This is a genomic window from Devosia sp. 1566 (assembly GCF_004005995.1).
In the GTDB taxonomy this organism is placed as follows: Bacteria; Pseudomonadota; Alphaproteobacteria; order Rhizobiales; family Devosiaceae; genus Devosia.
Genome location: NZ_CP034767.1, coordinates 494,833 through 518,956, shown reverse-complemented (window position 1 = coordinate 518,956; position 24,124 = coordinate 494,833). Strand labels below are relative to the sequence as shown.

Below are 24,124 nucleotides of genomic sequence, written 5' to 3'. Positions count from 1 at the left end.
GCCGGCAACTGTCCGGCACCGGAACGCGGCATCATGCAGGCATGAGGCAAGGACGTTCCGATTTTCTGTTTTGGAGGACTTATGAACAAACTGGTTTTTGCTGCGCTGATCACCGGCGCACTTGCGGTGCCAGCTTTTGCTGCCGATTACACCATCATGGCGCCCGCGGCCCCAGGCGGTGGCTGGGACCAGACCGCGCGCGCCATGCAGGAAGCGCTGCAGTCCGACGGGATTTCGGGCAATGTGCAGGTCACCAATGTTCCCGGCGCCGGTGGCACGATCGGGCTGGCGCAGTTTGTCAACCAGTCGACCGGCAATCCCAACGCCCTGATCGTGGGCGGCTATGTGATGGTCGGCGCCATTCTCACCAATGCATCTCCTGTGACCTTGGAACAGGTGACGCCCATTGCCCGCCTTACCGGCGAGGCCGTCGTGGTGGTGGTACCGGCAGCATCGGACTTGCAAACCATGGATGACCTGGTTGCCAAGCTCAAGGCCGATCCGGGCTCGGTGTCCTGGGCCGGCGGCTCGGCGGGCGGTGCCGATCACATCACGGCAGGGCTGATCGCCAAGACCGTGGGCGTGGATCCGACTGCCGTCAACTACATCGCTTATTCCGGCGGTGGCGAGGCTCTCGCAGCCCTCCTCGGCGGACAGGTCACCGTCGGCATTTCGGGCTACAGCGAATTTGCTTCGCAGATCGCGGCTGGCGAATTGCGGCTGCTGGCTGTATCGAGCGACGAACGCATCCCCGGCGTCGATGCGCCAACCCTGCGCGAAGCCGGTATCGACATGGCGCTGCAGAACTGGCGCATGGTTGCCGCCGCTCCCGGTATCACCGACGAGCAGAAGGCCTCCATCACCGCCGACATCGAAAAGATGGTGAACTCGCAGAGCTGGAAGACCACGCTTGAAACCAAGGGCTGGGTCGACACCTATCTCGCCGGTGGCGAGTTCGCAGCCCAGCTTGCCGCCGATACGGCAGCGACCGAGGCCATCCTGAAAGACATCGGCCTGGTGCAATGACCTCTGGCGAACCCAATCTCTCGCGCCGCCCCGATGGGGCGGCGCTTGTCATAGCGGCGGTCCTTGCGGCGATTGCGGCGGTGATCATCTGGCAGACCAGCCAGATGCGCGTCCCGCCCATTCAGGCCAAGGTCGGACCGACCGTGTTCCCTTATGTGATTGCCGGTGGACTGCTCCTGCTTTCAGCCGGGACACTGGTTGAAGCCATGCGGGGCAAGTTTCCTGCGCGTGACCGCGACAATTACGTGCCGATCCTTTGGATCGTTGGCGGCCTTTTGGCGCAGTTGCTGTTGCTGACCACTGTGGGTTTCTCCATCGCCACCGGCGTGCTGTTTGCCTTCACCGCCCAGGCATTCGGGCGCGGCCCACTCTGGAAGACCATCCCGATCGGCATCGTCTTTGCCTTTATCGTCTGGTTCATCTTTGCCAAAGGCTTGCAGTTGTCGCTGCCTGCCGGGCCGCTGGAACGCCTTATCCCCTGATCGAGAGCTGATGTAATGGATACTTTTGGTCTTTTGGGTGAGGGCCTGCTGGCCGCATTGCAGTGGCAGAACCTGCTTTATGCACTGATTGGCGTGACGCTGGGCACCGCTGTGGGCGTGTTGCCAGGGATTGGCCCCGCGCTGACCGTCGCACTGCTGCTGCCGGTGACCTACAAGCTCGATCCTGCGGGATCGCTGATCATGTTTGCCGGCATTTATTATGGCGGCATGTATGGCGGCTCGACCACGTCGATCCTCCTCAACACCCCTGGCGAAAGTGCCTCGATCGTCACCGCGCTCGAGGGCAACAAGATGGCGCGCAAGGGTCGCGGCGGGCCGGCGCTGGCAACGGCTGCCGTCGGCTCCTTTGTGGCGGGGCTGATCGCGACATTGGCGCTGGCCTTTGTCGCCCCCTGGGTGGTGAAATTTGCGCTGGCTTTCGGCCCAGCGGAGTATTTCGCGCTGATGGTGCTGGCCTTCATCACTGTCTCAGCGGCCTTTGGCGACAGCGCGCTGCGGGGGCTGACGGCGCTTTTTATCGGGTTGGGGCTCGGGGTGATCGGCATTGACCTGCAGACCGGGCAATCGCGTCTCGCCTTCGGCATCCCCGACCTCCTGGACGGCATTGAGGTGACCACGCTCGCCGTGGCTTTGTTCGCCATCGGCGAGACCCTCAAGATCGCATCGGATCGCTCGCAGGTGAACGAAGAAGTGCTCGCGGTCAAAGGTTCGGTCTGGATGACCAAGGAGGACTGGAAGCGCAGCTGGATTCCGTGGCTGCGCGGCACCGCAATCGGCTTTCCCATAGGCGCCATGCCGGCAGGCGGGGCGGATGTCGCGAGCTTTTTGTCCTATAGCGCGGAAAAGAGCTTTGCCAAGCGACCCGAAGAGTTCGGCCAAGGCGCGATCGAAGGCGTGGCCGGGCCGGAAGCGGCGAACAACGCCTCGGCGGCGGGCACACTCGTTCCCCTGTTGACGCTCGGGTTGCCTACCACCGCCACGGCCGCAATCATGCTGGCTGGTTTTCAGCAGTTCGGGCTGCAGCCAGGGCCGCTCCTGTTCACCAGCAACGCGTCGCTGGTGTGGGCGCTGATCGCGAGCCTCCTTGTCGCCAATTTCATGTTGATCGTGCTGAACCTGCCGCTGATCGGCGTGTGGGTGCGGCTGCTGACCATTCCCAAGCCATGGCTCTATGGTGGAATTTTGGTGTTTGCGACGCTCGGAACGCTCGGCGCCAATGGCGGCATATCCGGGCGGCTAGGGCCAATCAGCTATTCATTCGAGTTGCTGCTGTTATTGGCGTTCGGGATCCTCGGCTATCTGCTGCGGCGTTTTGGCTATCCGATCGCACCCGTGGTGGTCGGGCTCATCTTGGGGCCGATGGCGGAACAGCAGTTGCGGCGCGCATTGGCAATCAGCCAAGGGGATCCCCTGGTGCTGTTCCACTCCCCCATCGCGATAACGCTTTATGTCGTGGCCTTGTTGGCAGTCGCCCTGCCCTTTTATCTGCGCTGGCGCGGGCGCGGGCAGATGCTGAGCCAGCTAGCGAGCGACGAGGACTAACCGGCACAGAGTGCCAAACAAAAACGCCCGGACAACCAAAGGTCGTCCGGGCTTTTCAACGTTCTCAGGCAATTCATCGGGTCGCGGGAGGGAGGCGCGCCCCTGACCCTTGCGGGTTAGAACTTGCCGACAGAACGGAAAGCGGCCTCATCGATGCCGAGCGTACGAAGGTGCCGGGCCTTGGGCTGACGTCCTGCCTCGACTGCCGCCGCTGCGGCAGCAGCGCTGCCAAAGACGTCGGCGATGGTGCCAAGGGTCGCAAACAAATTCTTGCTGCGCAGGGTGCTCATGATCGGGTCCTCGTTCAAGCCCGACACATCGCCGGGCCGCTTTCATGACCCCAAGATGGTCCCGAGGGACCCGATGTACCAGAGCCAAAGGGGCATTCCAGCCATGCGCGGGGATCAGCCCTGCCAGCTCTCTCCCAGCTAAACCGCCGTATTTGGCACCCCTTCAAGCCGAGACATGCGCCAGGCGCATTGCTCCATTACCGACCCGCGAACAACTGCCAACCGGTTCGTGCCGGTGCGGGGAGCCGCAACCGGTTACGGGACACCGGCCGGTGCCTGGTCTTGCTCCAATGGAATGGCCTATTGGTGAGTTCGTGCAGAGCGCGCAAGGTCGCGGCGGCCGACAAGAGCCAGTAGAACGGCAACAAGAGTTGGACCAGCAGCAGGTCGTCACGCTCCAGGCGGCGCAAGCCCGCCCAAGTGGTCGCGACCGCACTGCCATAACCGAGCGCGAAGATCCCCAGATAAAGCAGGGACCAAAAATCCCAGCCGCTCGCCCAAGGCGAAGCCCCCAGCAGCCAACGCGCGAGGAGGGTTGCGAGCAGGCCCACATGCAAGAGCGGCGCAATGATCATGCTCAGGATCATGAGCTCGAAGGCGAGCGTTCGGCCAAGGCCGGCATGGCGCAGCAAGAGTCTCGGATCGCGATTGTGGACGATGAAGGTCTGCATCCAGCCTTTCATCCAACGCGAGCGCTGAGCCATCCAGGTGCCCAACTGTGTGGGAGCTTCTTCCACGGTGCCGATATCGATGGTTTCCACCGCGTGATGCAGTCGCGCCAGCCGCATGCCGAGATCGGCATCCTCCGTGACATTGAACGCGTCCCAGCCGCCCATGCTTCGGAGGGTATCAACTCGAAAGTGGTTGGAGGTGCCACCCAGTGGCATCGGCAGACCCCAGCGCGAGAGCGCCGGCAACACAACGGTAAATAGTCCCGCATACTCGCCGGCAAACAGTGCCGTCAGCCAGTTCTCGGTGCCATTGTCGATCACCAGCCGCGCTTGCACGCATTGCAGCTGCGGTGCATCGCGGAAGCGGTGGGCGACGCGCCAGAGCTGGTCGGGATGAGGTGTATCCTCGGCGTCAAAGATCACCACAAACTCCCCCCGGCACAGGGGGAGGGCGAAATCGAGCGCCTTTGGCTTGGTCCGCGGCGCCGCGTCAGGCACGGCGACGAGGGAAAACTGGGGGTGGTGCAGTTGCGCCTGCACTGCCTCCACGGTTGTGGTCGAACTGGCCTCCACGACGAAGATGATATCGAGCTTGTCGGGTGGATAGTTGAGCGCAGTCATCGCCTCGGCAAGTTGCGGCACCATCGCGGCTTCATCGCGGAGCGGGATCAGCACGGAATAAACCGGCAGATCGGCGTCATTGCCTCGTTCGCTTGATTGGGGCGGCTCTTGGGGTGTTACCGCAAGAGCCGCGATCCGCACCAGGGCGGGAACCACCAGCATCAGGATGGCGAACGGCAACAAGTAGAGCTGACTGACATAGGGCGCCATCAGCACTAAGGCCACCAGCATCACGACACCCAGCACGAAGGCAGAGCGCGCACCGGCGGTCAGCTCCAGCTGGGCTGCCGCACGCGGCCAGCGCCGGGTCAGGTTCTGCCGCGCGCTGTCGATCAGCGCCCTGCCCGCACCACGCACGAGGTAGCTGCGCAAGCTACGCTCGGGGACTAGACATAAATAACGGGCTAGTTCGGGATGCTGCCGCAGCGCGGCTTTGAGGCGTAAAAGCCCTAGGAAATCGGGGGCGCAGAACGCCACATCTCGGTCCAGCACCTTGAGGCGTACCAGCCGGACGTCCCGAAGAGCCTCCAGGCGCAACGGTTGCAACTGACCTTCAAGATGGCTTGGCACCTTGGGGTAAAAGGCCAGCCCTATCCAGGCGGCGGCACGCTCCATAAGCGCGGCGTCGCTGACGCCCAGCACCGTGGCGCAATAATGGAGCGGATCAACCTCTCGCGCCAGCGCCGTTTCGAGAATGGCCCGGGCCATGCTCGCATCTAAACAGGCATTGCCGAGCACCTGCCCGATCAGTTCCACAGCATCGGACATCTCGGTCGCCGCCCCAGCCCCTAGGGGTTTATACTGGCACAGGAGCAAAGCAACGCAAGCTGCATCTGCGTAAAAAGGTTTACGCAGCAAAATGCCGCCACCCCCTGAGGGGCGACGGCAATAGCCAAATACTTCAAGGATACTTAGTGCTTGGCGTCAAACTGGTGCGGATTGAAGCGATAGGCGGTCGAGCAGAACTCACAAACCACTTCGATCTCACCGTCTACTGCCATCTCCTGACGCTCCTCGGAGGAGAAACTATTGGCCAGCATGTCCTCGATGCGATCGGCAGAACAGGTGCAGCGCTCGACCATGGGCAGCGGGGAGAACACGCGCACTCCGGTTTCATGGTAAAGTCGGAACAGCAGCCGCTCGGGCGAAAGATCAGGATCAGCCAGTTCCACGTCTTCAAGGGTCGTCAGCAACGTCTTGGCTTCGTTCCAGCCGTCCGGCTCCTCGAAGTCAGGATCTGCAGTCTCTGGATTGTCCCAATTGCCATCGCCCGGCAGGTCAGCCATCACCGACATGCCGGTTTCGGGCAGATGCTGGATCAGCATGCCGCCGGCACGCCAATGAGGGCGGTGATCGCCCTTGCGGGTGAACTCGGCAACCGCTAGGCGCACCATGGTGGGGATCTGCTCGGACTGCATGAAGTAGGTATGCGCCACTTCCTCGAGCGAGTTCCCGTCGAGTGCAACAATGCCCTGATAGCGCTCGGTATGCGGGCCCTGGTCGATGGTCATGGCAAGATGACCGTGCCCCAGCAACTGGCCGGGCTGGAGCTTGCCTTCTTCGGCAGCCTTGGTGAGCGCTTCTCGGTCAAAGCGCGCATAGCCGCGCAGGCCATCAGGCGCATCGAAATCGACGACGATCAGGTTCACTGGACCATCGGTCTGGGTCTGCATAATGAAACGGCCCTCAAATTTAAGCGAGGAGCCGATCAGGGCGGCCAGCACCACTGCTTCACCCAGGAGGCGCGCGACGGGAGCGGGATAGGCATGGCGCGACAGGATGGTGTCGAGCGCATCGCCCAGGCGCACGGAGCGGCCGCGCGTATCGAGCTTGTCGAGCGTAAATGGCACCACGGCGTCGTCCCCGGTTTCGGGCCGGTCCAGCCCCAGGGATGACATCAGGTTCTCAGTGGCAGCAGTGTCCGTCATTGGCTTAAACTTTCGCATGGCTGGAAACCCAGGACAGTCAACCCGAACCGGTCACTGTTGTCACCGCCACCAACCCTCCGGGTCGGCAACTCAGTTCTCCATGGAGAACCGGAACAGTGCTTTGCGCATAATCCGGCCCGGCCGGAAGCACGATTTCAGTTCGTTTCGACCCCAAAGGCCCAGCACAGAATGGCTTTTTGCGCGTGGAGGCGATTTTCAGCCTCGTCCCACACAACTGACTGCGGACCGTCGATCACGTCGTCGGTCACTTCGTCGCCGCGGTGGGCAGGCAGGCAGTGCATGAACAAGGCGTTCTTGTCTGCCTGCGCCATCAAATTGGTGTCCACCCGGTAAGGTTTCAAGACCCGGCGGCGCTCGGCAGCATCGGTATCGCCCATGGAAACCCAGGTATCGGTGATCACCAGATCGGCGCCTGCGACAGCCTCGCGGGGATCCTCGATGAGATTGACCCAGGAACCGGCCTTCTTGATGTCTTCCATCAAGTCTTTTTCGGGCCAATACTCGTCGGGCACCGCGATGGTCAGCTCGCATTCAAACAGTTCGGCGGCGTTGACCCAGGAATGGAGCACATTGTTGCTGTCGCCCACCCAGGCGATCTTGGCGCCCTTGATGGGACCGCGATGCTCTTCAAAGGTCATGAGGTCAGCCATGATCTGGCAGGGATGGGCGCGGCGCGTCAAGCCGTTGATCACGGGTACGCTCGAGCCTTCGGCCAGTTCCACCAGATCGGCATGGGACAGGATGCGGATCATGATGGCATCGACATAGCGGCTCATCACCCGCGCAGTGTCCTGCAGCGTTTCTTCGCGCGACAGCTGCATTTCCTGGCCCGAGAGCATCAGGGTTTCGCCCCCGAGCTGGCGCATGCCGACATCAAAGGACACGCGGGTGCGGGTAGATTGGCGCTCGAAGATCATGGCCAGCACCTTGTCCTTGAGGAGCTGGGGGCGATCGCCCTGCTTGAGTCGGTCCTTAAGGGAAACAGCGGCGTTGAGCATGCCCCGCAGTTCGGCATAGGTGAAGTCGTCGATATTGAGAAAGTGTCTAGTGTCGCCGGTCATGTTAGCTGGGTCCGGTTGTTCTTGGCTGCGATGCAGCGGGTCAGTCGGCAGCGAGGCCGACGCGTGTTTCTGCCCCAATTGCCTCGAGGGCGGCAGCGATCTTGCCCACCGCTTCTTCGATATCGGCCTCGGTCACGATCAGTGGCGGCAGGAGGCGCAGCACATTCTCGCCGGCGCCGATGGCTAGCAACTGGTGATCGCTCCGGAGGCGCTCGACGAAGTCGCGCACCGGGGGGGTGATCTTGATGCCGGCGAGGAGGCCCTTGCCGCGCAGTTCCAGGACCTGGTCGGGAAAGCGTTGTGCCAGTTGCTGCAGATGCCAAGCGAGGCGCTGGCCCATCTGGTCGACATGCTCGATGAAGCCGGGCTCAAGGATACGGTCGAGCACGGCATTGCCCACCGCCGTGGCGAGGGGATTGCCGCCATAGGTGGAGCCATGGGTGCCAGGCACCATGGAAGCCGCGACATCACCCCTGGCAAGACAAGCGCCGAGCGGAAAGCCGCCGCCAATTGCCTTGGCTACGGCGACGATGTCGGGCGTAATGTTGCTCCACTCAAAGGCAAAGAACCGGCCAGTGCGGCCATAGCCGCACTGCACTTCGTCGAGCACGAGCAGCATGCCGTGCTCATCGCACAGCCGGCGCAAGCCCTGCATGAATTCAGGGGTCATGGCAGAAACGCCGCCTTCGCCTTGAACCGTCTCGATGAGAATGGCGCAGGTCTGCGGCGTGATCAGCGCCTCCACCGCAGCCAGATCACCGGGAGCGGTGTGCTTGAAGCCAGGGACCGGCGGGCCGAAGCCTTCGAGATAGTTGGGATTGCCGCCAGCGGCGATGGTGCCCAGGGTCCGGCCGTGGAAAGAGCCGGTAAAGGCGATGATCTCATAGCGATCGGTTTCGCCCTTGGCCCAGAAGTAATGCCGCGCGGTCTTGATCGCGCATTCGAGGGCCTCGGCGCCCGAATTGGTGAAGAACACAGAGTCCGCGAATGTGGCCTCAACCAGCCGTTGACCCAGCCGCTCCTGCTCGGGAATAGTGAACACATTGGAGGTGTGCCACACCTTCTCGGCCGCTGACTTGAGCGTTTCCACCAGATGGGGATCGCCATGGCCCAGCGCATTGACCGCGATGCCGGAATGGAAATCAAGATAGGCCACGCCGTTCTGGTCATACAGGCGCATGCCTTCGCCTCGCTCAAAGGCGAGACCGGAGCGGGCATAGGTGCCGTAGAGCGCAGACATGGTGGTGCAATCCTTCTTGGTCGGCGAGCAATGGGCGGGAGCGCAGCAATTCTGCAACTACGTCCCCGAAAAAATCAAAAACGCGCCATAATCTGCAGCGCGTCGCGCGGCCAATTGAGCCGTTTCGCGCACCAAAGTCAATGTGGCCGCCGGCAAGTGCCTGATTTGACTCAAGCTTTCTTTACCCCTTCTTAACCATTCATTTTCCGGGGAAAGTGGCTGGGGACTCTTGATCCCGATTCCGCCGATAGCGTACTCTCTGACCTATCGGGAGCACGATATCTCGTGTGGCGGACCCGCTAGACATACGAAGTGTAGACGACCACGACTGCCGGAGCTTCTGGCGGGACAATGAAGGATTCTGCTTTGACAATGGTTTCGGAGACACAGCCACAAGGCTGGACAGACGACCGCGTGGAGCTCTTGAAGAAGCTTTGGATGGAAGGTTTGAGCGCCAGCCAGATCGCTGGCGAACTGGGTGAAGGGGTCACCCGCAATGCGGTGATCGGTAAGGTGCACCGGCTCAAGCTGTCGGCCCGCGCCAAGCCCACCAACACGGCGGCCCGCTCACGGCCAGCCCCCCGCCCGGCACCGCGCCGGATGTCTTCCCCTTCCACTGGATCGTCGAGCCCGATGACGGCCGCGGCAGCTTCCTCCAAGCCGCGCCAGATGGCGAGCCGGCCCCAGTCCATCGGCGCTACCGCACTGGCGGTGAGCCCGGAAATGGAAAGCCAGCCTTATGTGGCGCCCGCGGCGGCTGAAATCTTCATCCCCGAAGACAAGCGCCTCAGCCTGCTGCAGTTGAGCGAGCAGACCTGCAAGTGGCCAATCGGCGACCCACTGGCCAAGGATTTCTACTTCTGCGGCGGCCACGCCCAGGAAAGCGGCCCCTATTGCGAGTTCCATTCGCGCCGGGCCTACCACCAGATCGACAAGAAGCGCCGCTGAACAGCGTCGCGACGGCGGGCGCAACGGCGCCCGCGCCCGGTGATAAGGCCTGGCGCGCGGTTGAGGCTGCCTGGTAACCGCAGCCTCCCAGAGGCCAAAGCCTCAATCCCTCTTTGCCAGAACCTGCCCCTGCCCCAATTTCAGGCGGATTGACCTCACACCATGCCAGGTGTCAGGGCAGCAGCACGTCTACCCGCATGCCTTGGCCCAATTCGCTGCGGATGCTGAGTTGTCCGCGATGGCGGCTGACGATGTGCTTGACGATCGCCAGGCCAAGCCCGGTGCCCTTCCGCTTGCGGCTGGTTTCGGCATCGATGCGATAAAAGCGCTCGGTCAGGCGCGGCACATGCTCGGGCGGCACGCCGGGCCCATGATCCACAACGCTGACCATATGGGCAAAGCCAAGCTTGTTGGCGGGCTGCAGGACGACCTCCACCGTTTTACCGCCCGAGCCATATTTCAGCGCATTATCGATGAGGTTCTCGAACACCTCGTAGAGCTGACCGCGATCGCCAATGGTTTGGGCCGGTCCTTCGGGCAGGCTGAGGACGATGTCGAGCCCGGCCGCTTCGGCCTGGGTTTGCAGCCCGTCGCGAACTTCGCGCAACAAGCCGGCGAGTTCAATGGTCGCCGTTGGCCTGATATGCTGGTGCATCTCGATGCGTGAAAGCGAAAGGAGATCATCGACAAGCTTGCTCATGCGATCGGCCTGGCCGCGCATGATGCCAAGGAACCGCTCGCGCGCAGCCGGATCATTGGCTGCCGGGCCAAGCAGGGTGTCGATGAAGCCCAGCAGCGATGCCAAGGGCGTGCGCAATTCATGGCTGGCATTGGCGATGAAGTCGCTGCGCATGGCATCGACGCGCTTGAGTTCAGTCAGGCTCTGCACCGTCATGATCAGTTGCTGGGAGTGCTCGCCGGCGCGCAGCAGGGGCGCAATCACCACTTTGTCCCAGGTCTCGGAGGGCAACGTCTCGTGAATCTCGATGGTTTGAGCACGGCCGGTCCGTTGCGCCGCTTCAACCGCTTGCACCAGTTCGGGGTTACGCAGGGCCAAGGTCAACCGCTTGCCTACGGAGATCGCTGGAAAGCGGTGCTGCGCAGCGCCATTGGCGTGAACCAAGGTCGCGCGTGCATCGAGAACCAGGCAGGGGTCGACCAGCGCATCGGCAAAGGCGGCTACAGCGGCGTCGTCTTCCGCGGCTTGCCCAGCCAATGCAACGCTTGGGGCTGTTATCAAATCCGTCGGTCGCGCCGCGATGGGGAGACAAAGAATGGTTGCCGCCAGCACGGCAAAACCTAAACAGGCGCCCCACCAGGTCAACCCGCACCAGGTTACCAGGGCCAGCAGCACGCCCGCCACGACCACCAGCAGAATAGCGGGCACAGGTAATTTCGGCGCTGCCACTGTGCCAGCTGAAAGAACAGTTTGAGGAATGTTGGCGTCGTCCATTGGCTTTGGAGTACCGACCGCCCAAGTTTGGCGGCTCTTGCGTGCTAAATAATCTCTATAACACGGTCCACGTGACAGCGGAGCGACAAGATTGAGCGATCCATTCGACGACTTCGATATCGACAATCCCAAACTGCCAGAAGCGATCAAGAAGAACGCAATGCGCTCGGGTGGTTACCCTTATGCCGACAAGCTCGACCTCGAGATCTACGAGGCGGAGATGTATGAACTCCAAAAGCAATTGGTGCTGCTGCAGGCTCATCTGCTGACCACGGCCGAGCGCGTCATGCTGGTGTTCGAGGGACGCGACGCGGCGGGCAAAGGCGGCACGATCAAGACTTATCTTTCCAATCTCAACCCCCGACACAATCTGATTGCGGCACTGCCCAAGCCCAATGATCGGGAAAGGACGCAGTGGTACTTCCAGCGTTATGTGGAATGGATGCCAGCGGGTGGCGAAACCGTGCTGTTCGACCGCTCCTGGTACAACCGGGCGGGGGTCGAACGGGTAATGGGCTATGCCACGCCCAAGCAGGTGGAGCACTTCCTCCAGGAAGCCCCCGAATTTGAGCGCCGCATCACCGATGACGGCATCCATCTGTTCAAGTTCTGGCTCTCGATCGGCCGGGAAATGCAGCTCAAGCGCTTTCACGACCGGCGTCACGACCCGCTCAAGGTCTGGAAGCTTTCGCCGATCGACATCGAAGCTTTGGGACGCTGGGAAGCCTATAGCGGGGCGCGAGACGCCATGTTCGAGCATACCGATGTGCCCCACGCCCCCTGGATGGTGGTGCGCTCCAATGACAAGCGCCGGGGACGGCTCAACCTCATCCGCACGGTGCTGCATCGGCTTGACTACGCCGGCAAGGATGTCGATGCGATCGGGCCGATCGATCCCCTGCTCGTGATGGACACCAAGTCCTTCATGGCCCTGGTGGACCAGCACTGATGGTTCAGAGGAATTCGGCGGTCGCTGCGTTGACAGCTTGCCCGAGGCTGGGGTTAGTGCGGCTCGCGAGCGGACCTGTTCGGGGGCAAAGTAGTGGTATCGTGCGATAAGGCCGTGGTGGTCACCAATGCGCGGGGCACATCGCCCTTCGTGATCGTGTGCGACCACGCTTCCAACCGCATTCCAGAACGCTATGGCGATCTTGGTTTGTCGCAGGTCCAACGGCTGAGCCATATCGCCTGGGATCCGGGGGCACTTGCCGTCAGCCGGGTCTTGTCCGACGCGCTCGACGCGCCCCTCGTGCAATCAACGGTGTCGCGGCTGGTGATCGACTGCAATCGCGCGCTCGATGCACCCGATTTGATCTGGACCTTATCGGAAGCAACGCCGATCCTGGCCAATGAGAATTTGGATGAAGCCGAGCGGCAATTCCGGATCAGCCACTTCCACCAGGCCTATCACGCCTCCATCCACACCTTGCTGGAGGCGCGACGCCATGCCGGACGGGAAGCGGTTCTGGTTTGCGTGCATTCCTTTACCCCCGTTTACCACGGGGTAGCGCGACCTTGGCCCATCGGGTTGATCCATGGCAGTGACCAGCGCTTCACCCGGGCGCTCTATGACGCGCTCAAGGCCGAGGATCCCGAACTCAATGTCGGCTGGAACCTGCCTTATGCCGCCCAGAGCGGTGTGACCCTGACGCTGGAACAGCATGGCGACGGCCGGGGGCTTGAGGCCACGATGATCGAAATCCGCCACGACGAGATCCTCGAAGTGGATGGCGTGCAGTTCTGGTCAGAGCGGCTGGCCCGCTGCTTGGTGGCAGCGCGCCAGCGGCGCAAAGGTGCGGTGCGCGGCTAGGCTAGCGGCTCAGCCTCGTACCACCTCGGCGACTGTCTGGGCGGCGCCGATTTCGTAGAGGCTATCGAGATGAGCGAGCACTGCCGCACGGAACGCGGCATTGTCGGGCAGGTCGGTGCCGAACACCTCGCTGAGAGCGACCAGACCATCGAACAGCGCTTCGGGATCATCACCGGCATCAGCCGCGATCGCCATCATTCGCATGGCGAGCGGATCGCGCACATCGATGCTTTCGCCGCTTTCATCCACACCTGTGACATAGCGCATCCAAGCCGCAACCCCGAGCGCGAGCCGGGTGAATGGCTGGTCGGCCGCCAAGCGGTCACGGATAGTGCCGAGCAGGCGCTGCGGCAGCTTCTGGCTTCCATCCATGGCGATCTGCCAGGTCCGGTGCTGCAGGGCCGGATTGCTGAACCGCTGGAGCAACTGGTCGCGATAGGCGCCCAGATCCACGCCCGGCATGTGGAGCGTAGGCATGACTTCCTCGGTCATCAAACCACGGATCAGCGCGGCGAAAGCCGGATCGCCGACGGCGTCTGCGACATATTGGTAGCCCGCCAGAAAGCCCAGATAAGCCAAGGTAGAGTGGGAGCCGTTGAGCATGCGCAGCTTCATGCGCTCGAAGGGCTCGACGTCCTCGGCAATGGTAGCACCCGCCTGCTCGAATTGCGGACGGCCGGCCGAGAAGCTGTCCTCGATCACCCATTGGGTGAAGGGCTCGGTCATGATCGGCCAGGCATCGGCAACGCCGGTCGCGGCCTCGATCATGGCGCGATCAGCATCCGTGGTGGCCGGAACGATGCGGTCGACCATGGTGCTGGGGAAGCGCACATTGTCCTCGATCCAGCGCGCCAGTTCGGGGTCACGCAGGGCAGCGAAGCGGGTCACGATGCGCGACGTAGTATGGCCGTTGGACGGAAGGTTGTCGCAGCTCATCACGGTGAATGCGCCAAGTTCCGCCGCCCGACGGCGCGCCAGTGCCTCCACCAGCATGCCCGGCGCCGACCGGGCTTCGGTGGGATGGGCCAGATCGTAGGTGATATCGGGATGGTTTTCGTCGAGCTCGCCGGTAGCGGGATCGTGGCAATAGCCCTTTTCGGTCACCGTCAGCGAAACGATGCGAAGGGCGGGAGAGGCCATGAGCGCCAGCAATTCCTCGCGCTGGGTGTTGGCGTCCATTACGCTGAGGATCGAGCCGATGATGCGTGTGCTGGTGCCCGCCGCGTCGCGCACGGCAATCGTATAAAGCCCATCCTGCGGCGCGAGTGCATCCTTGGTGTCGGGGCGGCGCAGGCTCGCGCCCACAATGCCCCAACTCGGGTCCTGAGCTAGCAGATCGTCGACGTAGACCGCCATGTGGGCCCGGTGGAACGCGCCAATGCCGAGATGGACAATCCCGGGTGTCACCGCACCTCGATCGTAATCGGGCACACGGACGCTCTGTGGCGGATTGGCGAGCAAGGAAGCGTTCAAACGCGGCATCGGCAAGTAAACTCCTGTAAGCGGGCGCACCATAAGCAGCTTCGCGCTTGTATGGAAGATCAACTTGGCCGCTTTCCAGCGATGAAGCTGTCGCACCCGGTCTTGCGGCAGGGCGGCTTTTGCGCTCATAAGCGGAGCCACAACAGGAGGGTTCAGTCTTGAGCAAGCGCTTCGTGAGCATCGGAGAATGCATGATCGAGATGAGCGGGGGCGAGGACCGGCAATACCGGCTCGGCTATGCCGGCGATACGCTCAACACCGCCTGGTATATGCGCGCCCTCCTCGAGCCGGATTGGTCGGTGGACTATTTCACCGCGCTCGGTGAAGACCGTTATTCCGCCGATATCCGGGCCTTCCTTGAGCAGCACCGCATCGGCACCAAGCATATCGGCACGATCAAGAACCGGCGCCCGGGGCTGTATTTGATCCATCAGGAAGGCGGGGACCGGCACTTCACCTATTGGCGCGACCAATCGGCAGCGCGACTGTTGGCCGAGGACAAGGGTGCTCTCCACGTCGCGCTTGAGGGCGCCAGCATGGTGTATTTCTCGGGCATCACCCTTGCCATCCTACAGCCGCGGGCGCGGGGCCGCCTGCTGGGGGCTGTGGTGGTGGCGCGCGAAGCGGGGGCGACTGTCGTGTTCGACACCAATCTGCGCCCGGCGCTGTGGACCAGCCAGCGGGTGATGGCGTCCATGCTGACCGCGGCCGCAAGCCTTTGCGACATCGTCCTGCCCACCCATGGCGACGAAGCGCCGGTGTTTGGCGACCGCAGTGTCGAGGAAACCGCCGAGCGTTACCTGGAGCTGGGTGTCGGGGAAGTGGTGGTCAAGGATGGTGGCAATCCCGCCCTGGTGGCGACTGCTACCGAGCGGGTCAAGGTCGCGCCACCGCCGGCCGGGAGCGTGGTCGATGCGACGGGCGCAGGGGATTCGTTCAACGGCGCTTACCTTAGCGCCCGGCTGGCCGGCAAGGGCCTGCAGGAGGCGGCAGAGGCGGCGCACCGGGTCGCTGGCATTGTGATCGGGCAGAAGGGGGCCCTGGTGGACCCGGCGCTCCTTAGCTAGGTGCGGTCGCGGTCTTCGGCCTGGTAGGTTGCGCGGGTTGCGGCTTCCGTGACGGCCTTTTCCCCGGGGGTGCGATTGCGGTTGCGCATGATGCCGAACACCACGGCGAGCGCGAGGGCGATGACGCCGATGGTGAGCAGGATCAGCCAGATGGATGGGCCGGATTGAACTTCCATTATCGATCTCCTTTTGCGCTCAACGGAGCGAGGGAGAGCATGGTTGCGCTAAAACCTGCGATCACCCGCTTCGGCCATGTAGTGCTCTTCCTCGGGGGTGCTGGTACGGCCTAAGGCCTTGTTGCGGAAGGGAAAGCGGCCGAAGCGCTCGATCGCGTGCAGGTGATCGAGCATGAACTGCAGCTGCTCGGGATCGCCCAGCGCCTGGTAAAGACGAACCCCTTCATGCTGGATGATGATGGATTCCGAATGCATGAAGGGCAGGTAGAAAAAGGGGCGGCGGATGGCTTCCACCGCGTGGTCGGCATCGAGCGCCAGGGCTTCTTGCGCCAGAGCTAAGGCCATGGAATCCCAGGCGAAACCCTGGGCGTTGCCGCGGTGGAGCTGGCGCGAGAACTGGTCGAGCACGATGATCTCGGCGAGGCGCCCGGCGGGGCTGTGGCGCCAGGTCCAGGCTTCGGCCTTGCCGACCCGGGCGTGGGTTTCGGCAAAGCTCTCACTGAGGGCGCCGTCGAACTCGGGCTTGCCGCCAAACCAGTCGTCCGGGCCGTGGTCGACGAACCAGAATTGCAGCACGTCATCGGCGTTTTTCATGGTTCTGCCACCTTGATGAACGGGTTCTGAACGCCTGTTCACCAGGGCTCAGCCAACCACAATATGCACGCGGTTGCCGAATGGGTCACGCGTTTCGATGCCACTCTCGATCGGGGCAATTGGAGCGCCCGAATTTTGCAGCCGCCCTTCGACAGCCGCGAGGGTCGCCGCATCGGGCACGGTGATGGTGAACCAGCGCAGGCCGGCCGAGCCGGGCGGCGGCAGCACGGCATCGGGACCCGACCAGATGTTGTAGGCCAGGGTATGGGGCATGTAGTCGAGCCCGACATCGCCCATGCCAAAGGAATGGATCAAAAGGAACCCGGCAAAGCCGATGACGTCCCGGTAAAATGTGGTGGCAAGGTTGAGGTCGGTTACATGCAGATGGATATGGCCGATCCGGGTGCCGGCCGGCATCGTTTGCTGGGGCAGCGGGTTGGGGCCGAGTTCAGCCAGCAGGCCGCGCAGATCGATGGGGTCGCGGCCCGAATGGGGCTGGCCATCGGCGGTGACGGCATAATGACCCTGATCGGGATGACCGAGCGTGCCGCGCCAGGGCGTCTCGAAGGTGATCTCGATGCCATTGCCGTCGAGGTCCCAGAGATAGATGGCTTCGGACACCAGATGGTCGGTAGGCGCGATGCGCAAATTATGGGCGAGCGCGCGCAGCGCCAGTTGCGCGAGGTCGGCGCGGCTGGGGACGTGGATGGCCACATGATAAAGCCCGATCGTGCGCGCCACGGATGGCCGCAGGGCGCCGGTTTCGAGCACGATGAGGGGCTGGTCCCCTGCCCCCAACACCAGCGCATTGCCGGTTTCCGACAGCAGGCGCAGGCCAACAACGTCGCGCCAGATGGCGAGGGCCTTGGCGCGGTCGGTGACCGCAAGATGGACGGGACCCAGCCGCGTCGTCAGCGGCAGGAGGGGCTGGGAGCGGATATCGGTTTGAACGCTGGCGTCGATCATGGTCGGGCCTTTCGGAGACGGGGGTGGCTGAATGTCCCGTTGGATATAGTGCCCCCGCATTGTTCCAACCATCGGGCGCGAGGCGAAGGCATTGTTCGCTGGAGCGGGTGCAATAGTACGGCGGCGAGGAAGCGCCGGTGCAAGGACACCGCGGCCCCCTCCCTCGGTCCCTCCCCTCAAGGGGGAGGGAAGGCAAGGCCTCAGCAATGGTGCAGGTAGCTTCGGCCGGTTGAGGCCTTCCTGCCGCCGATGCGACCATATTAGCGATCGAGGCGTTCAATGAGACGTAACCAAGCGCGTCAAAAGCCTTGCAACGGCAAGCACTGGACAGACTAAGCTTGGGGCTCGACCCAGCAAAGGATCAAAAGCAATGACGAAGATCATGTACACCGCACGCGCCACTTCCACCGGCGGCCGCTCCGGCCACGGCGCGACCGATGATGGCGTGCTCGATGTGACGCTGACCACGCCCAAGGAGCTGGGCGGCGACGGCGCGCGCGGCACCAATCCCGAGCAGTTGTTTGCCCTGGGCTATTCGGCCTGCTTTTTGGGCGCGATCAAGGGTGCGGCGCGCAAGACCAAGACCCCGATCAGCGAAGATTCGACGGTGACGGCGGAAGTGAGCTTCCGGGACCGCGAAGACGGCGAGGGTTTCTGGATCCAGGCGGCGCTCAAGGTGCACCTGCCGGGGCTCGACAAGGCCACCGCCGAGGATGTGGTGCAGCGCGCCCATGTGATCTGCCCCTATAGCGAAGTGTCGCGCAAGGGTTTTGAGGTAACGCTCGAAGTCGAGTAGTTTTGAGTTTTGAAGGGGTGTGGGGCGATGAGGTTTGGGCCTCTCGTTCCCCCCACCCCGTCCCTCTCCCGAGGGGAGGGTGACGCTCCCGATCAGCGGTGATCGACCGCTTGGAGCTGGGTGATTGCCGCGCTTTCCTCAGGCGATCTTGAGGCCTTTGGTGAGTTCGAGGGCCTGGCGTTCGAAGAGACGGCGGTAGATGCCGGCTTTGAGGGTGATCAGCTGGTCGTGGGTGCCTTCCTCGACGATGCGGCCCTTGTCGAAGACGAGGAGGCGATCGAGGGCGCGTACCGTTGAGAGGCGGTGCGCGATGACAAGGGTGGTGCGGCCGACCATCAGGCGTTCCATGGCCTGCTGGATCAGCACTTCGCTTTCGCTGTCCAGACTCGAGGTCGCTTCATCGAGGATGAGGATGCGCGCATCGGCGAGGAATGCCCGAGCGATGGCCACGCGCTGGCGCTCGCCGCCCGAGAGCTTGACGCCCCGCTCGCCCACCATGGTCTCGTAGCCCTTGGGCAGGTTCATGATGAAGTCATGGGCGCTGGCCTGGCGGGCAGCCTGCTCGATCTGGGCGCGGCTGGCGCCGGGGCGGGCATAGGCGATGTTTTCGGCCAGGGTGCGGTGAAACAGGATCGGCTCCTGTTGCACAATGGCGATCTGGCCGCGCAGCGAGGATTGCTGCACGTCGGCGATGTTTTGCCCATCGATGCGAATGGCGCCCGAATTGACGTCATAAAGGCGCTGGATCAGCTTGACGAAAGTGGTCTTGCCCGAGCCGGAATGACCCACGAGACCCACCCGTTCGCCCGGCGCGATCTCGACCGAGAAATCGCGGTAGAGCGCGGTCTGGTGCGAACCGTACTGGAAGGTGATGTGGTCGAACTCAATCGCACCCGCAGTGATGCGGATGGGCTTGGCGCCGGGCTTGTCGTCAATGCCGAGCGGCTCGTGATTGAGACGCACCAGTTCTTCCATGTCGTTGACCGAGCGCTGCAGGTTGCGGATGTGCTGGCCGACATCGCGCAGATGCCCCTGCAGCACAAAGAACATGGTGAGGACAAAGGTGATGTCGCCCGGCGAAGCGGCGCCCTGGCGCCAGAGCAGCAGGGCCGTGCCGAGGACCGCGGCCTGCATCAGCGCCATCATGGCGCCCTGCACGCCGCCATTGATCGTGCCACGGGTCCAGACCCGGCGGGTGCGCGAGCGCCATTTGGCCACGACACTTTCGAGCCGGCTTTCCTCGCGCTCCTCGGCGCCGAACGCCTTGACCACGGAATTGCAGCTGACGGCATCGGCCAGAGCGCCGCCCATGCGGGTATCCCAGGCATTGGCGAGGGCGCCGGCGGGAGCCACGAAATTGACCGACATCAGCACGGTGACGGTGACAAAGATGATCGAGCCGATGCCAACGACAAGGCCCATGACGGGCCAGGCCAGCCCCAGGATGACGGTGGCGCCAATCAGCATCAGCAAGGAGGGCCACAGGGCCACCAGCAGCGTATCGTTGAGCAGATCAATGGCGCCATTGCCGCGCGTGATCTTGCGCACGGTGGAGCCGGCAAAGCTGTTGGCGTGCCAATCGGTCGAGAAGCGCTGCACCCGATGAAAAGCGGTGTTCACCACATTGCTCATGATGCGCAGGGTGAAGGGAATGATGTTGAAGTAAACGAGCTGGCGCAGCACGACCGAGCTCAGATAGAGCCCGACCATGGTCCAAAAGGCGATCACCGCCGCCCACCAGAAGCTCTCGTCCTGCCCCGAGCCCGAGGCGACGGCATCAACGAGACGCCCGGCAAAAATGGGGGTCAGCGCTTCGGCCAGCGTTGCCAGCAGCACCAAAGTGGCAATGGTGGCGATGCGCCAGGGCTGGCCCCGCCAATGGGCAAAGGTGAAGCCAAGCACGTCGCGAAAGGCATCGGCGCGGAAAGGAAGCTTGTTTGACGACATTGGGGGTTTCCGGCGGCGTTGGCGCACCGGTCCTCGATGGCAATGGGAAAAACGCACAACCGGAAGGGCTTAAAGGCGCCGGGGCAAGATATCAGGTTGTGGCGGAAAAAAGCGGCGCCGCGAGGGGCAGCCCGGGTAACGCCTAAACTAGCGTCGACCCGATGGGGAAACGGTGATCGATACTGTCATGCAACGCCTCCCCGGCCCGGAACAGGGGATGGTTCTTAGAGGAAGAGCCGCGTTTTGCCAAGAGCCAAAACTCACGCCAATGTGAGGGGTGGCAAGGTGAGGGGCAAAAAAACAACGGCGCGGCTTCCGGGAAGGGAAGCCGCGCCGCTGGTCGGGTGGGAGTGCCGGGGGCTCGATACAGAGTGCCCAGCCGAGAAAATCAGATCGTGTCGGTGGTGTATTCGCCATAAGCCAGGGCTGCCATGAAGGCTGCGAACATGGCAACAATTGCAGCGACGATGAGAATGGTCATTTCCGGCTCTCCGTTGTTTCTGGAGAGGGTTCTAGCCCCGGCGGGAGATGCGCTTCTTGATCTAGATCAAATGGAGTAGCGTTTTGGCTGGCCGGGCGCGGTGGGAGCGGGTAGTTTGGCCGCAGTTGTTCACTGCTTCGGTTTTATTCCATGACCACCAATGGCCCCATCGATCCCGTCAAGCTCGACAAACTGGCGCAAGTTGCCATCAAGGTGGGCCTGCAGCTGCAGCCCGGCCAGGATCTGGTGATGACCGCGCCCTTGAGCGCGGTGCCGCTGGTGCGCCGGATCACCGAGCATGCCTATAAGGCAGGCGCCGGGCTCGTGACCACGATCTATGCCGATGAGGAAGCAACGCTCGCGCGCTACAAATACGGCAGTGAGGCGAGCTTTGACCGCGCCGCGGGCTGGCTCTACCAGGGCATGGCCGATGCCTTCAAGAACAACGCAGCGCGCCTGGCGATTTCGGGCGACAATCCGATGATGCTGGCGGGCCAGGACCCCGACAAGGTGGGCCGGGCCAATCGCGCCAATTCGGCGGCCTACAAGCCGGCGCTGCAGCTGATCACCGGGTTCGACATCAACTGGAACATCGTGTCCTATCCGGGCGCGGCCTGGGCCAAGCTGGTGTTTCCCAATGATAGCGAGGAAGTGGCGGTGGGCAAGCTGGCCGACGCCATTTTTGCGGCCAGCCGTGTCGACCAGGAAGACCCGATCGCCGCCTGGGCCGAGCACAATGCCAATCTCAAGCGCCGCTGGACCTGGCTGAACGGCAAGGCGTTTTCGGCGCTGCATTATACCGGGCCGGACACCGATTTGACGGTGGGCCTTGCCGATGGGCATCGCTGGAAGGGCGGCGCCTCGGAAGCCAAGAACGGCATCACCTGCAACCCCAATATCCCCACCGAAGAAGTGTTCACGACGCCGCACCGCATGCGCGTGGATGGTTATGTGGCGGCGACCAAGCCGCTGTCGCATAATGGCGCGCTGATCGAGGAGATGCAGGGCCGGTTCGAGGGCGGGCGACTGGTGGAGCTCAAGGCATCCAAGGGGCAGGATATCTTCAACAAGGTGCTCGACACCGATGAGGGCGCTCGTCGCTTGGGTGAAGTGGCGCTGGTGCCCCATTCCTCGCCGATTTCGGCGTCGGGGATCCTGTTCTTCAACACGCTTTATGACGAAAACGCCTCCTGCCACATCGCGCAGGGCCAGTGCTATTCGGATTGCTTTGTGGGCGGCAAGGATTTGAGCCAGGAGCAGATCAATGCCCAGGGCGGCAACAGCTCCAATATCCATATCGACTGGATGATTGGCTCGGACAAGATCGACATCGATGGCGTGCATGCCGACGGCTCGCGCGAGCCGGTGATGCGCGGGGGCGAATGGGCCTAGCGCGGCGCGTTTACCGCGCCATCATCGCCGCAAGTTTCTTGCTGGTGCTGGTGTGCGGCGGCATGGCCTTCGATATCTGGCGCTATGGCGAAGCGAGCTCAGCCGAGCCCGCTGACGCCGCTTTGGTGCTGGGGGCAGCGGTGATCGGGGAGCGGCCGACGCCGGTGCTCGAGGAGCGGCTGCGCCATGCCCAGGAGTTGCATGATCGCGGCCAAGTCAGGCGCATTGTCGTCACCGGAGGTCTCAGCCCCGAGGATGATTTGACCGAGGCGGAGGCCAGCCGGCGCTGGCTCGTGTCGCGCGGCGTGCCCGCGGGCGATGTTGTGCTCGAGGATCAATCGCGCACGACGATCGAGAACCTCGCCTTTGGCAAGGCGGTGCTGGAAGCGCATGGGATCGGCAGCGTGTTGATCGTGTCGGACCCCATCCATATGCGCCGCGCAATCATGATCGCGGACCGGCTGGGCGTTATCGCCAGACCCTCGCCGACGCCCACGACGCGCTATCGCAGCTGGCAAACCCAGGTGCCGTTTCTGGCCAAGGAAGTGTGGTTCATGGCGCAGTATCTCGTGACGGGGATGTAGCGGGGCTAGTCCAGCGGCTTGAGGCCGGCAAGGAGCGTCGGCAAGAGTTCGGTGACGGTGGGGTGGATGTGCATCGTCTGCGTCATCGAGGTGTAGGGCAGATCGCCGGTCATCAGCTGCAGCAGCGATTGCACCACCTCGTCGCCGCGGATGCCAAGGATCGCGGCACCGAGGATGCGCTGGGTTTGCGCATCGACAAAGACCTTCATCAGCCCCTCGGTTTCGCCCCGCTCGCGGGCGCGGGCGACCTTGCTCATGGGCATGGTGGCACTGAGCACCGGGCGGCCGAGCTTACGGGCTTCGCTTTCGCCGATGCCGATGCGTCCCAGGGGCGGGTCGATGAAGAGGCCGTAGACGGTGGTGCGGCCGGCAATGGAACGGGTGCCGCCATCGAGGAGGTTGTCGGCGACGATCTCGAACTCGTTGTAGGAGGTATGGGTCCAGGCGCCGCGGCCGTTGATGTCGCCCATGGCCCAGATGCCGGGTACCGCCGTGCGCAGGTGATCGTCGGCGGGAATATAGCCATGCTTGTCGGCCTCGAGGCCCGCGGCGGGGAGGTCGAGGTCCTCGCTGTTGGGGGTGCGGCCGAGCGCAAGGAGGAGATGGCTGCCCGAGAGGGTTTGGTCGGCATTGGGGCCGCGGCGGGCCAAGGCGATGCCGGTGCCGTCGCGGCGGACGGACTGCACTTCGGTATCGAACAGGAACTGGACGCCGTCTCGCTCGAGGATCTGGCGGATGGCGGCGGAGATGTCGGGGTCTTCGCGGCTGGCGGGACGGTCGCCGCGGGCGACGATCGTGACCTTGGCGCCGAACCGGGCATAGATCTGGGCAAATTCGAGCGCCACATAGCTCGCGCCGGCAATCACCAGATGCTCGGGGAGGGTGTCGAGTTCGAGGATGGTGGTGTTGGTGAGATAGGGCACATCCTCGATCCCCGGCCAATCGGGGATGCTTGGGCGGGCGCCGGTGTTAATGAAGAGGCGCGGGGCGGTGAGGCGGCGGTTGTTGACCTCGACCTCGGTGGGGGAGACGAAGCGGGCGGAGCCGGTGATGAGTTCGAGCCCCTCGGTGTTGCCGAGCCAATCGGTCAGGCTTTGCACGGAAGCATTGACGACCTTGTCCTTGCGCGCCTTGACCGCCCGCATGTCGACGCGGACCGGGCCATCGAGCAGAACGCCGTAATCGATGGCATGGCGGGCCATCCAGGCGGCGCGGGCGCTGGCGACGAGGGTTTTGGTCGGGGTGCAGCCATCATTGACGCAGGTGCCACCGAGATGGGTGCGCTCGACGAGGGCCGTCTTGTGCCCGGCTTCGGCGAGCCGCGCGGCCAGGAACGGCCCGGACTGGCCCGCCCCGATGATGATGGCATCAAACTGCTCGGCCATGGGAACCCCCTTGCTGCTCACCAGCTTAGTGCGGGATGGGCGGAGCCGCCAGCCCCGAGCGGGATGGTTAAGCGGGCGATAGCCAGTCACCCTGATCCGGCTTGCACCCGGTGTCCCCGCGGGCCAGTGTTCGGGGACCC

General features: G+C 63.3%; 22 protein-coding genes. 10 read left to right on the top strand and 12 right to left on the bottom strand.

Features of this window, described 5'->3' with window-relative positions:
• The first annotated feature begins 81 nt into the window (after window positions 1-81).
• The 3 genes from ELX51_RS02495 to ELX51_RS02485 are packed head-to-tail and all read left to right on the top strand — an operon-like array spanning window position 82 to window position 3,071.
• Window positions 82-1,026, top strand: a complete 945-nt coding sequence (locus ELX51_RS02495) for a tripartite tricarboxylate transporter substrate-binding protein (protein ID WP_127752027.1) — start codon at window positions 82-84, stop codon at window positions 1,024-1,026.
• Window positions 1,023-1,508, top strand: coding sequence for a tripartite tricarboxylate transporter TctB family protein (locus ELX51_RS02490; protein WP_127752026.1), 486 nt, complete (start codon window positions 1,023-1,025; stop codon window positions 1,506-1,508). Before ELX51_RS02495 ends, ELX51_RS02490 begins: the two co-directional genes overlap by 4 nt.
• A gap of 15 nt (window positions 1,509-1,523) precedes the next feature.
• The gene (locus ELX51_RS02485; RefSeq protein ID WP_127752025.1) at window positions 1,524-3,071 is read left to right on the top strand and encodes a tripartite tricarboxylate transporter permease; all 1,548 of its coding nucleotides are present in this window, start codon (window positions 1,524-1,526) and stop codon (window positions 3,069-3,071) included.
• Between the two features lie 116 nt (window positions 3,072-3,187).
• Here the strand turns inward: ELX51_RS02485 and ELX51_RS19895 are convergent, their stop codons facing one another.
• The 5 genes from ELX51_RS19895 to ELX51_RS02465 form a co-directional block, all read right to left on the bottom strand.
• Window positions 3,188-3,361, bottom strand: a complete 174-nt coding sequence (locus tag ELX51_RS19895; protein ID WP_164854717.1) for a hypothetical protein — start codon at window positions 3,359-3,361, stop codon at window positions 3,188-3,190.
• Between the two features lie 197 nt (window positions 3,362-3,558).
• The gene (locus ELX51_RS02480; RefSeq protein WP_127752024.1) at window positions 3,559-5,421 is read right to left on the bottom strand and encodes a glycosyltransferase; all 1,863 of its coding nucleotides are present in this window, start codon (window positions 5,419-5,421) and stop codon (window positions 3,559-3,561) included.
• Window positions 5,422-5,564: 143 nt separating this feature from the next.
• Window positions 5,565-6,551 carry an Hsp33 family molecular chaperone gene (locus ELX51_RS02475; protein ID WP_248305311.1) on the bottom strand — a complete coding sequence of 329 codons (987 nt, stop codon included), beginning with the start codon at window positions 6,549-6,551 and terminating at the stop codon, window positions 5,565-5,567.
• Window positions 6,552-6,736: 185 nt separating this feature from the next.
• Window positions 6,737-7,663: an ornithine carbamoyltransferase gene (gene argF, locus ELX51_RS02470; protein ID WP_127752022.1), complete on the bottom strand. Its 927-nt coding sequence runs from the start codon at window positions 7,661-7,663 to the stop codon at window positions 6,737-6,739.
• 40 nt (window positions 7,664-7,703) lie between these two features.
• Window positions 7,704-8,903 (bottom strand): aspartate aminotransferase family protein, encoded by a 1,200-nt coding sequence (locus tag ELX51_RS02465; RefSeq protein ID WP_127752021.1) that lies wholly within the window; start codon window positions 8,901-8,903, stop codon window positions 7,704-7,706.
• A gap of 372 nt (window positions 8,904-9,275) precedes the next feature.
• On the opposite strand from ELX51_RS02465, the gene ELX51_RS02460 reads away from it, so the two are divergent.
• Complete coding sequence (locus ELX51_RS02460; RefSeq protein ID WP_127752020.1) at window positions 9,276-9,851, top strand: GcrA family cell cycle regulator; 576 nt, start codon at window positions 9,276-9,278, stop codon at window positions 9,849-9,851.
• A gap of 172 nt (window positions 9,852-10,023) precedes the next feature.
• On the opposite strand, the gene ELX51_RS02455 is transcribed toward ELX51_RS02460, so the two are convergent.
• A complete protein-coding gene (locus ELX51_RS02455; protein WP_164854716.1) occupies window positions 10,024-11,238 on the bottom strand; it encodes an ATP-binding protein in 1,215 nt (404 codons plus the stop codon).
• A 157-nt stretch (window positions 11,239-11,395) separates the two neighbouring features.
• On the opposite strand from ELX51_RS02455, the gene ppk2 reads away from it, so the two are divergent.
• Both ppk2 and ELX51_RS02445 read left to right on the top strand, forming a co-directional pair.
• On the top strand, window positions 11,396-12,253 hold the full coding sequence (ppk2, locus tag ELX51_RS02450; protein WP_348983126.1) for a polyphosphate kinase 2: 858 nt from the start codon (window positions 11,396-11,398) through the stop codon (window positions 12,251-12,253).
• A gap of 93 nt (window positions 12,254-12,346) precedes the next feature.
• Window positions 12,347-13,114 (top strand): N-formylglutamate amidohydrolase, encoded by a 768-nt coding sequence (locus ELX51_RS02445; RefSeq protein WP_248305226.1) that lies wholly within the window; start codon window positions 12,347-12,349, stop codon window positions 13,112-13,114.
• Window positions 13,115-13,123: 9 nt separating this feature from the next.
• Here the strand turns inward: ELX51_RS02445 and ELX51_RS02440 are convergent, their stop codons facing one another.
• Window positions 13,124-14,596 carry a mannitol dehydrogenase family protein gene (locus tag ELX51_RS02440; protein WP_127752017.1) on the bottom strand — a complete coding sequence of 491 codons (1,473 nt, stop codon included), beginning with the start codon at window positions 14,594-14,596 and terminating at the stop codon, window positions 13,124-13,126.
• A gap of 158 nt (window positions 14,597-14,754) precedes the next feature.
• Here ELX51_RS02440 and ELX51_RS02435 point away from each other — a divergent pair, with 158 nt between their 5' ends.
• Window positions 14,755-15,663, top strand: coding sequence for a sugar kinase (locus ELX51_RS02435; protein ID WP_127752016.1), 909 nt, complete (start codon window positions 14,755-14,757; stop codon window positions 15,661-15,663).
• Here ELX51_RS02435 and ELX51_RS02430 read toward each other — a convergent pair.
• The 3 genes from ELX51_RS02430 to ELX51_RS02420 are packed head-to-tail and all read right to left on the bottom strand — an operon-like array spanning window position 15,660 to window position 17,399.
• On the bottom strand, window positions 15,660-15,839 hold the full coding sequence (locus tag ELX51_RS02430; protein WP_127752015.1) for a hypothetical protein: 180 nt from the start codon (window positions 15,837-15,839) through the stop codon (window positions 15,660-15,662). The two genes, ELX51_RS02435 and ELX51_RS02430, sit on opposite strands and share 4 nt — an antisense overlap.
• A gap of 48 nt (window positions 15,840-15,887) precedes the next feature.
• A complete protein-coding gene (locus ELX51_RS02425) occupies window positions 15,888-16,433 on the bottom strand; it encodes a DUF924 family protein (RefSeq protein WP_127752014.1) in 546 nt (181 codons plus the stop codon).
• 48 nt (window positions 16,434-16,481) lie between these two features.
• Window positions 16,482-17,399, bottom strand: coding sequence for a VOC family protein (locus ELX51_RS02420; protein WP_164854715.1), 918 nt, complete (start codon window positions 17,397-17,399; stop codon window positions 16,482-16,484).
• Window positions 17,400-17,769: 370 nt separating this feature from the next.
• Between ELX51_RS02420 and ELX51_RS02415 the strand changes: the two genes are divergently transcribed.
• Entirely contained in the window at window positions 17,770-18,195 is a 426-nt protein-coding gene (locus ELX51_RS02415; protein ID WP_127752012.1) for an organic hydroperoxide resistance protein, read from the top strand.
• A 138-nt stretch (window positions 18,196-18,333) separates the two neighbouring features.
• Here the strand turns inward: ELX51_RS02415 and ELX51_RS02410 are convergent, their stop codons facing one another.
• On the bottom strand, window positions 18,334-20,142 hold the full coding sequence (locus tag ELX51_RS02410) for an ABC transporter ATP-binding protein (protein ID WP_127752011.1): 1,809 nt from the start codon (window positions 20,140-20,142) through the stop codon (window positions 18,334-18,336).
• Window positions 20,143-20,773: 631 nt separating this feature from the next.
• Here ELX51_RS02410 and ELX51_RS02405 point away from each other — a divergent pair.
• A complete protein-coding gene (locus ELX51_RS02405; RefSeq protein WP_127752010.1) occupies window positions 20,774-22,015 on the top strand; it encodes an aminopeptidase in 1,242 nt (413 codons plus the stop codon).
• Complete coding sequence (locus ELX51_RS02400; protein ID WP_127752009.1) at window positions 22,006-22,599, top strand: YdcF family protein; 594 nt, start codon at window positions 22,006-22,008, stop codon at window positions 22,597-22,599. The genes ELX51_RS02405 and ELX51_RS02400 overlap by 10 nt, the downstream gene beginning before the upstream one ends.
• Before the next feature lie 5 nt (window positions 22,600-22,604).
• Here the strand turns inward: ELX51_RS02400 and ELX51_RS02395 are convergent, their stop codons facing one another.
• Window positions 22,605-23,984, bottom strand: coding sequence for an FAD-containing oxidoreductase (locus tag ELX51_RS02395; protein ID WP_127752008.1), 1,380 nt, complete (start codon window positions 23,982-23,984; stop codon window positions 22,605-22,607).
• Window positions 23,985-24,124: the final 140 nt, after the last annotated feature.

Excerpts from the sequence above, each read along its gene's own strand:
- ELX51_RS02410 (WP_127752011.1), bottom strand. The coding sequence starts at position 20,142 with ATGTCGTCAAACAAGCTTCCTTTCCGCGCCGATGCCTTTCGCGACGTG.
- ELX51_RS02490 (WP_127752026.1), top strand. The coding sequence starts at position 1,023 with ATGACCTCTGGCGAACCCAATCTCTCGCGCCGCCCCGATGGGGCGGCG.
- ELX51_RS02425 (WP_127752014.1), bottom strand. The coding sequence starts at position 16,433 with ATGAAAAACGCCGATGACGTGCTGCAATTCTGGTTCGTCGACCACGGC.
- ELX51_RS02440 (WP_127752017.1), bottom strand. The coding sequence starts at position 14,596 with ATGCCGCGTTTGAACGCTTCCTTGCTCGCCAATCCGCCACAGAGCGTC.
- argF (WP_127752022.1), bottom strand. The coding sequence starts at position 7,663 with ATGACCGGCGACACTAGACACTTTCTCAATATCGACGACTTCACCTAT.
- ELX51_RS19895 (WP_164854717.1), bottom strand. The coding sequence starts at position 3,361 with ATGAGCACCCTGCGCAGCAAGAATTTGTTTGCGACCCTTGGCACCATC.
- ELX51_RS02430 (WP_127752015.1), bottom strand. The coding sequence starts at position 15,839 with ATGGAAGTTCAATCCGGCCCATCCATCTGGCTGATCCTGCTCACCATC.
- ELX51_RS02405 (WP_127752010.1), top strand. The coding sequence starts at position 20,774 with ATGACCACCAATGGCCCCATCGATCCCGTCAAGCTCGACAAACTGGCG.
- ELX51_RS02485 (WP_127752025.1), top strand. The coding sequence starts at position 1,524 with ATGGATACTTTTGGTCTTTTGGGTGAGGGCCTGCTGGCCGCATTGCAG.
- ELX51_RS02395 (WP_127752008.1), bottom strand. The coding sequence starts at position 23,984 with ATGGCCGAGCAGTTTGATGCCATCATCATCGGGGCGGGCCAGTCCGGG.
- ELX51_RS02415 (WP_127752012.1), top strand. The coding sequence starts at position 17,770 with ATGACGAAGATCATGTACACCGCACGCGCCACTTCCACCGGCGGCCGC.
- ELX51_RS02465 (WP_127752021.1), bottom strand. The coding sequence starts at position 8,903 with ATGTCTGCGCTCTACGGCACCTATGCCCGCTCCGGTCTCGCCTTTGAG.
- ELX51_RS02495 (WP_127752027.1), top strand. The coding sequence starts at position 82 with ATGAACAAACTGGTTTTTGCTGCGCTGATCACCGGCGCACTTGCGGTG.
- ELX51_RS02460 (WP_127752020.1), top strand. The coding sequence starts at position 9,276 with ATGGTTTCGGAGACACAGCCACAAGGCTGGACAGACGACCGCGTGGAG.
- ELX51_RS02480 (WP_127752024.1), bottom strand. The coding sequence starts at position 5,421 with ATGTCCGATGCTGTGGAACTGATCGGGCAGGTGCTCGGCAATGCCTGT.
- ELX51_RS02400 (WP_127752009.1), top strand. The coding sequence starts at position 22,006 with ATGGGCCTAGCGCGGCGCGTTTACCGCGCCATCATCGCCGCAAGTTTC.
- ELX51_RS02420 (WP_164854715.1), bottom strand. The coding sequence starts at position 17,399 with ATGATCGACGCCAGCGTTCAAACCGATATCCGCTCCCAGCCCCTCCTG.
- ELX51_RS02475 (WP_248305311.1), bottom strand. The coding sequence starts at position 6,551 with ATGTCATCCCTGGGGCTGGACCGGCCCGAAACCGGGGACGACGCCGTG.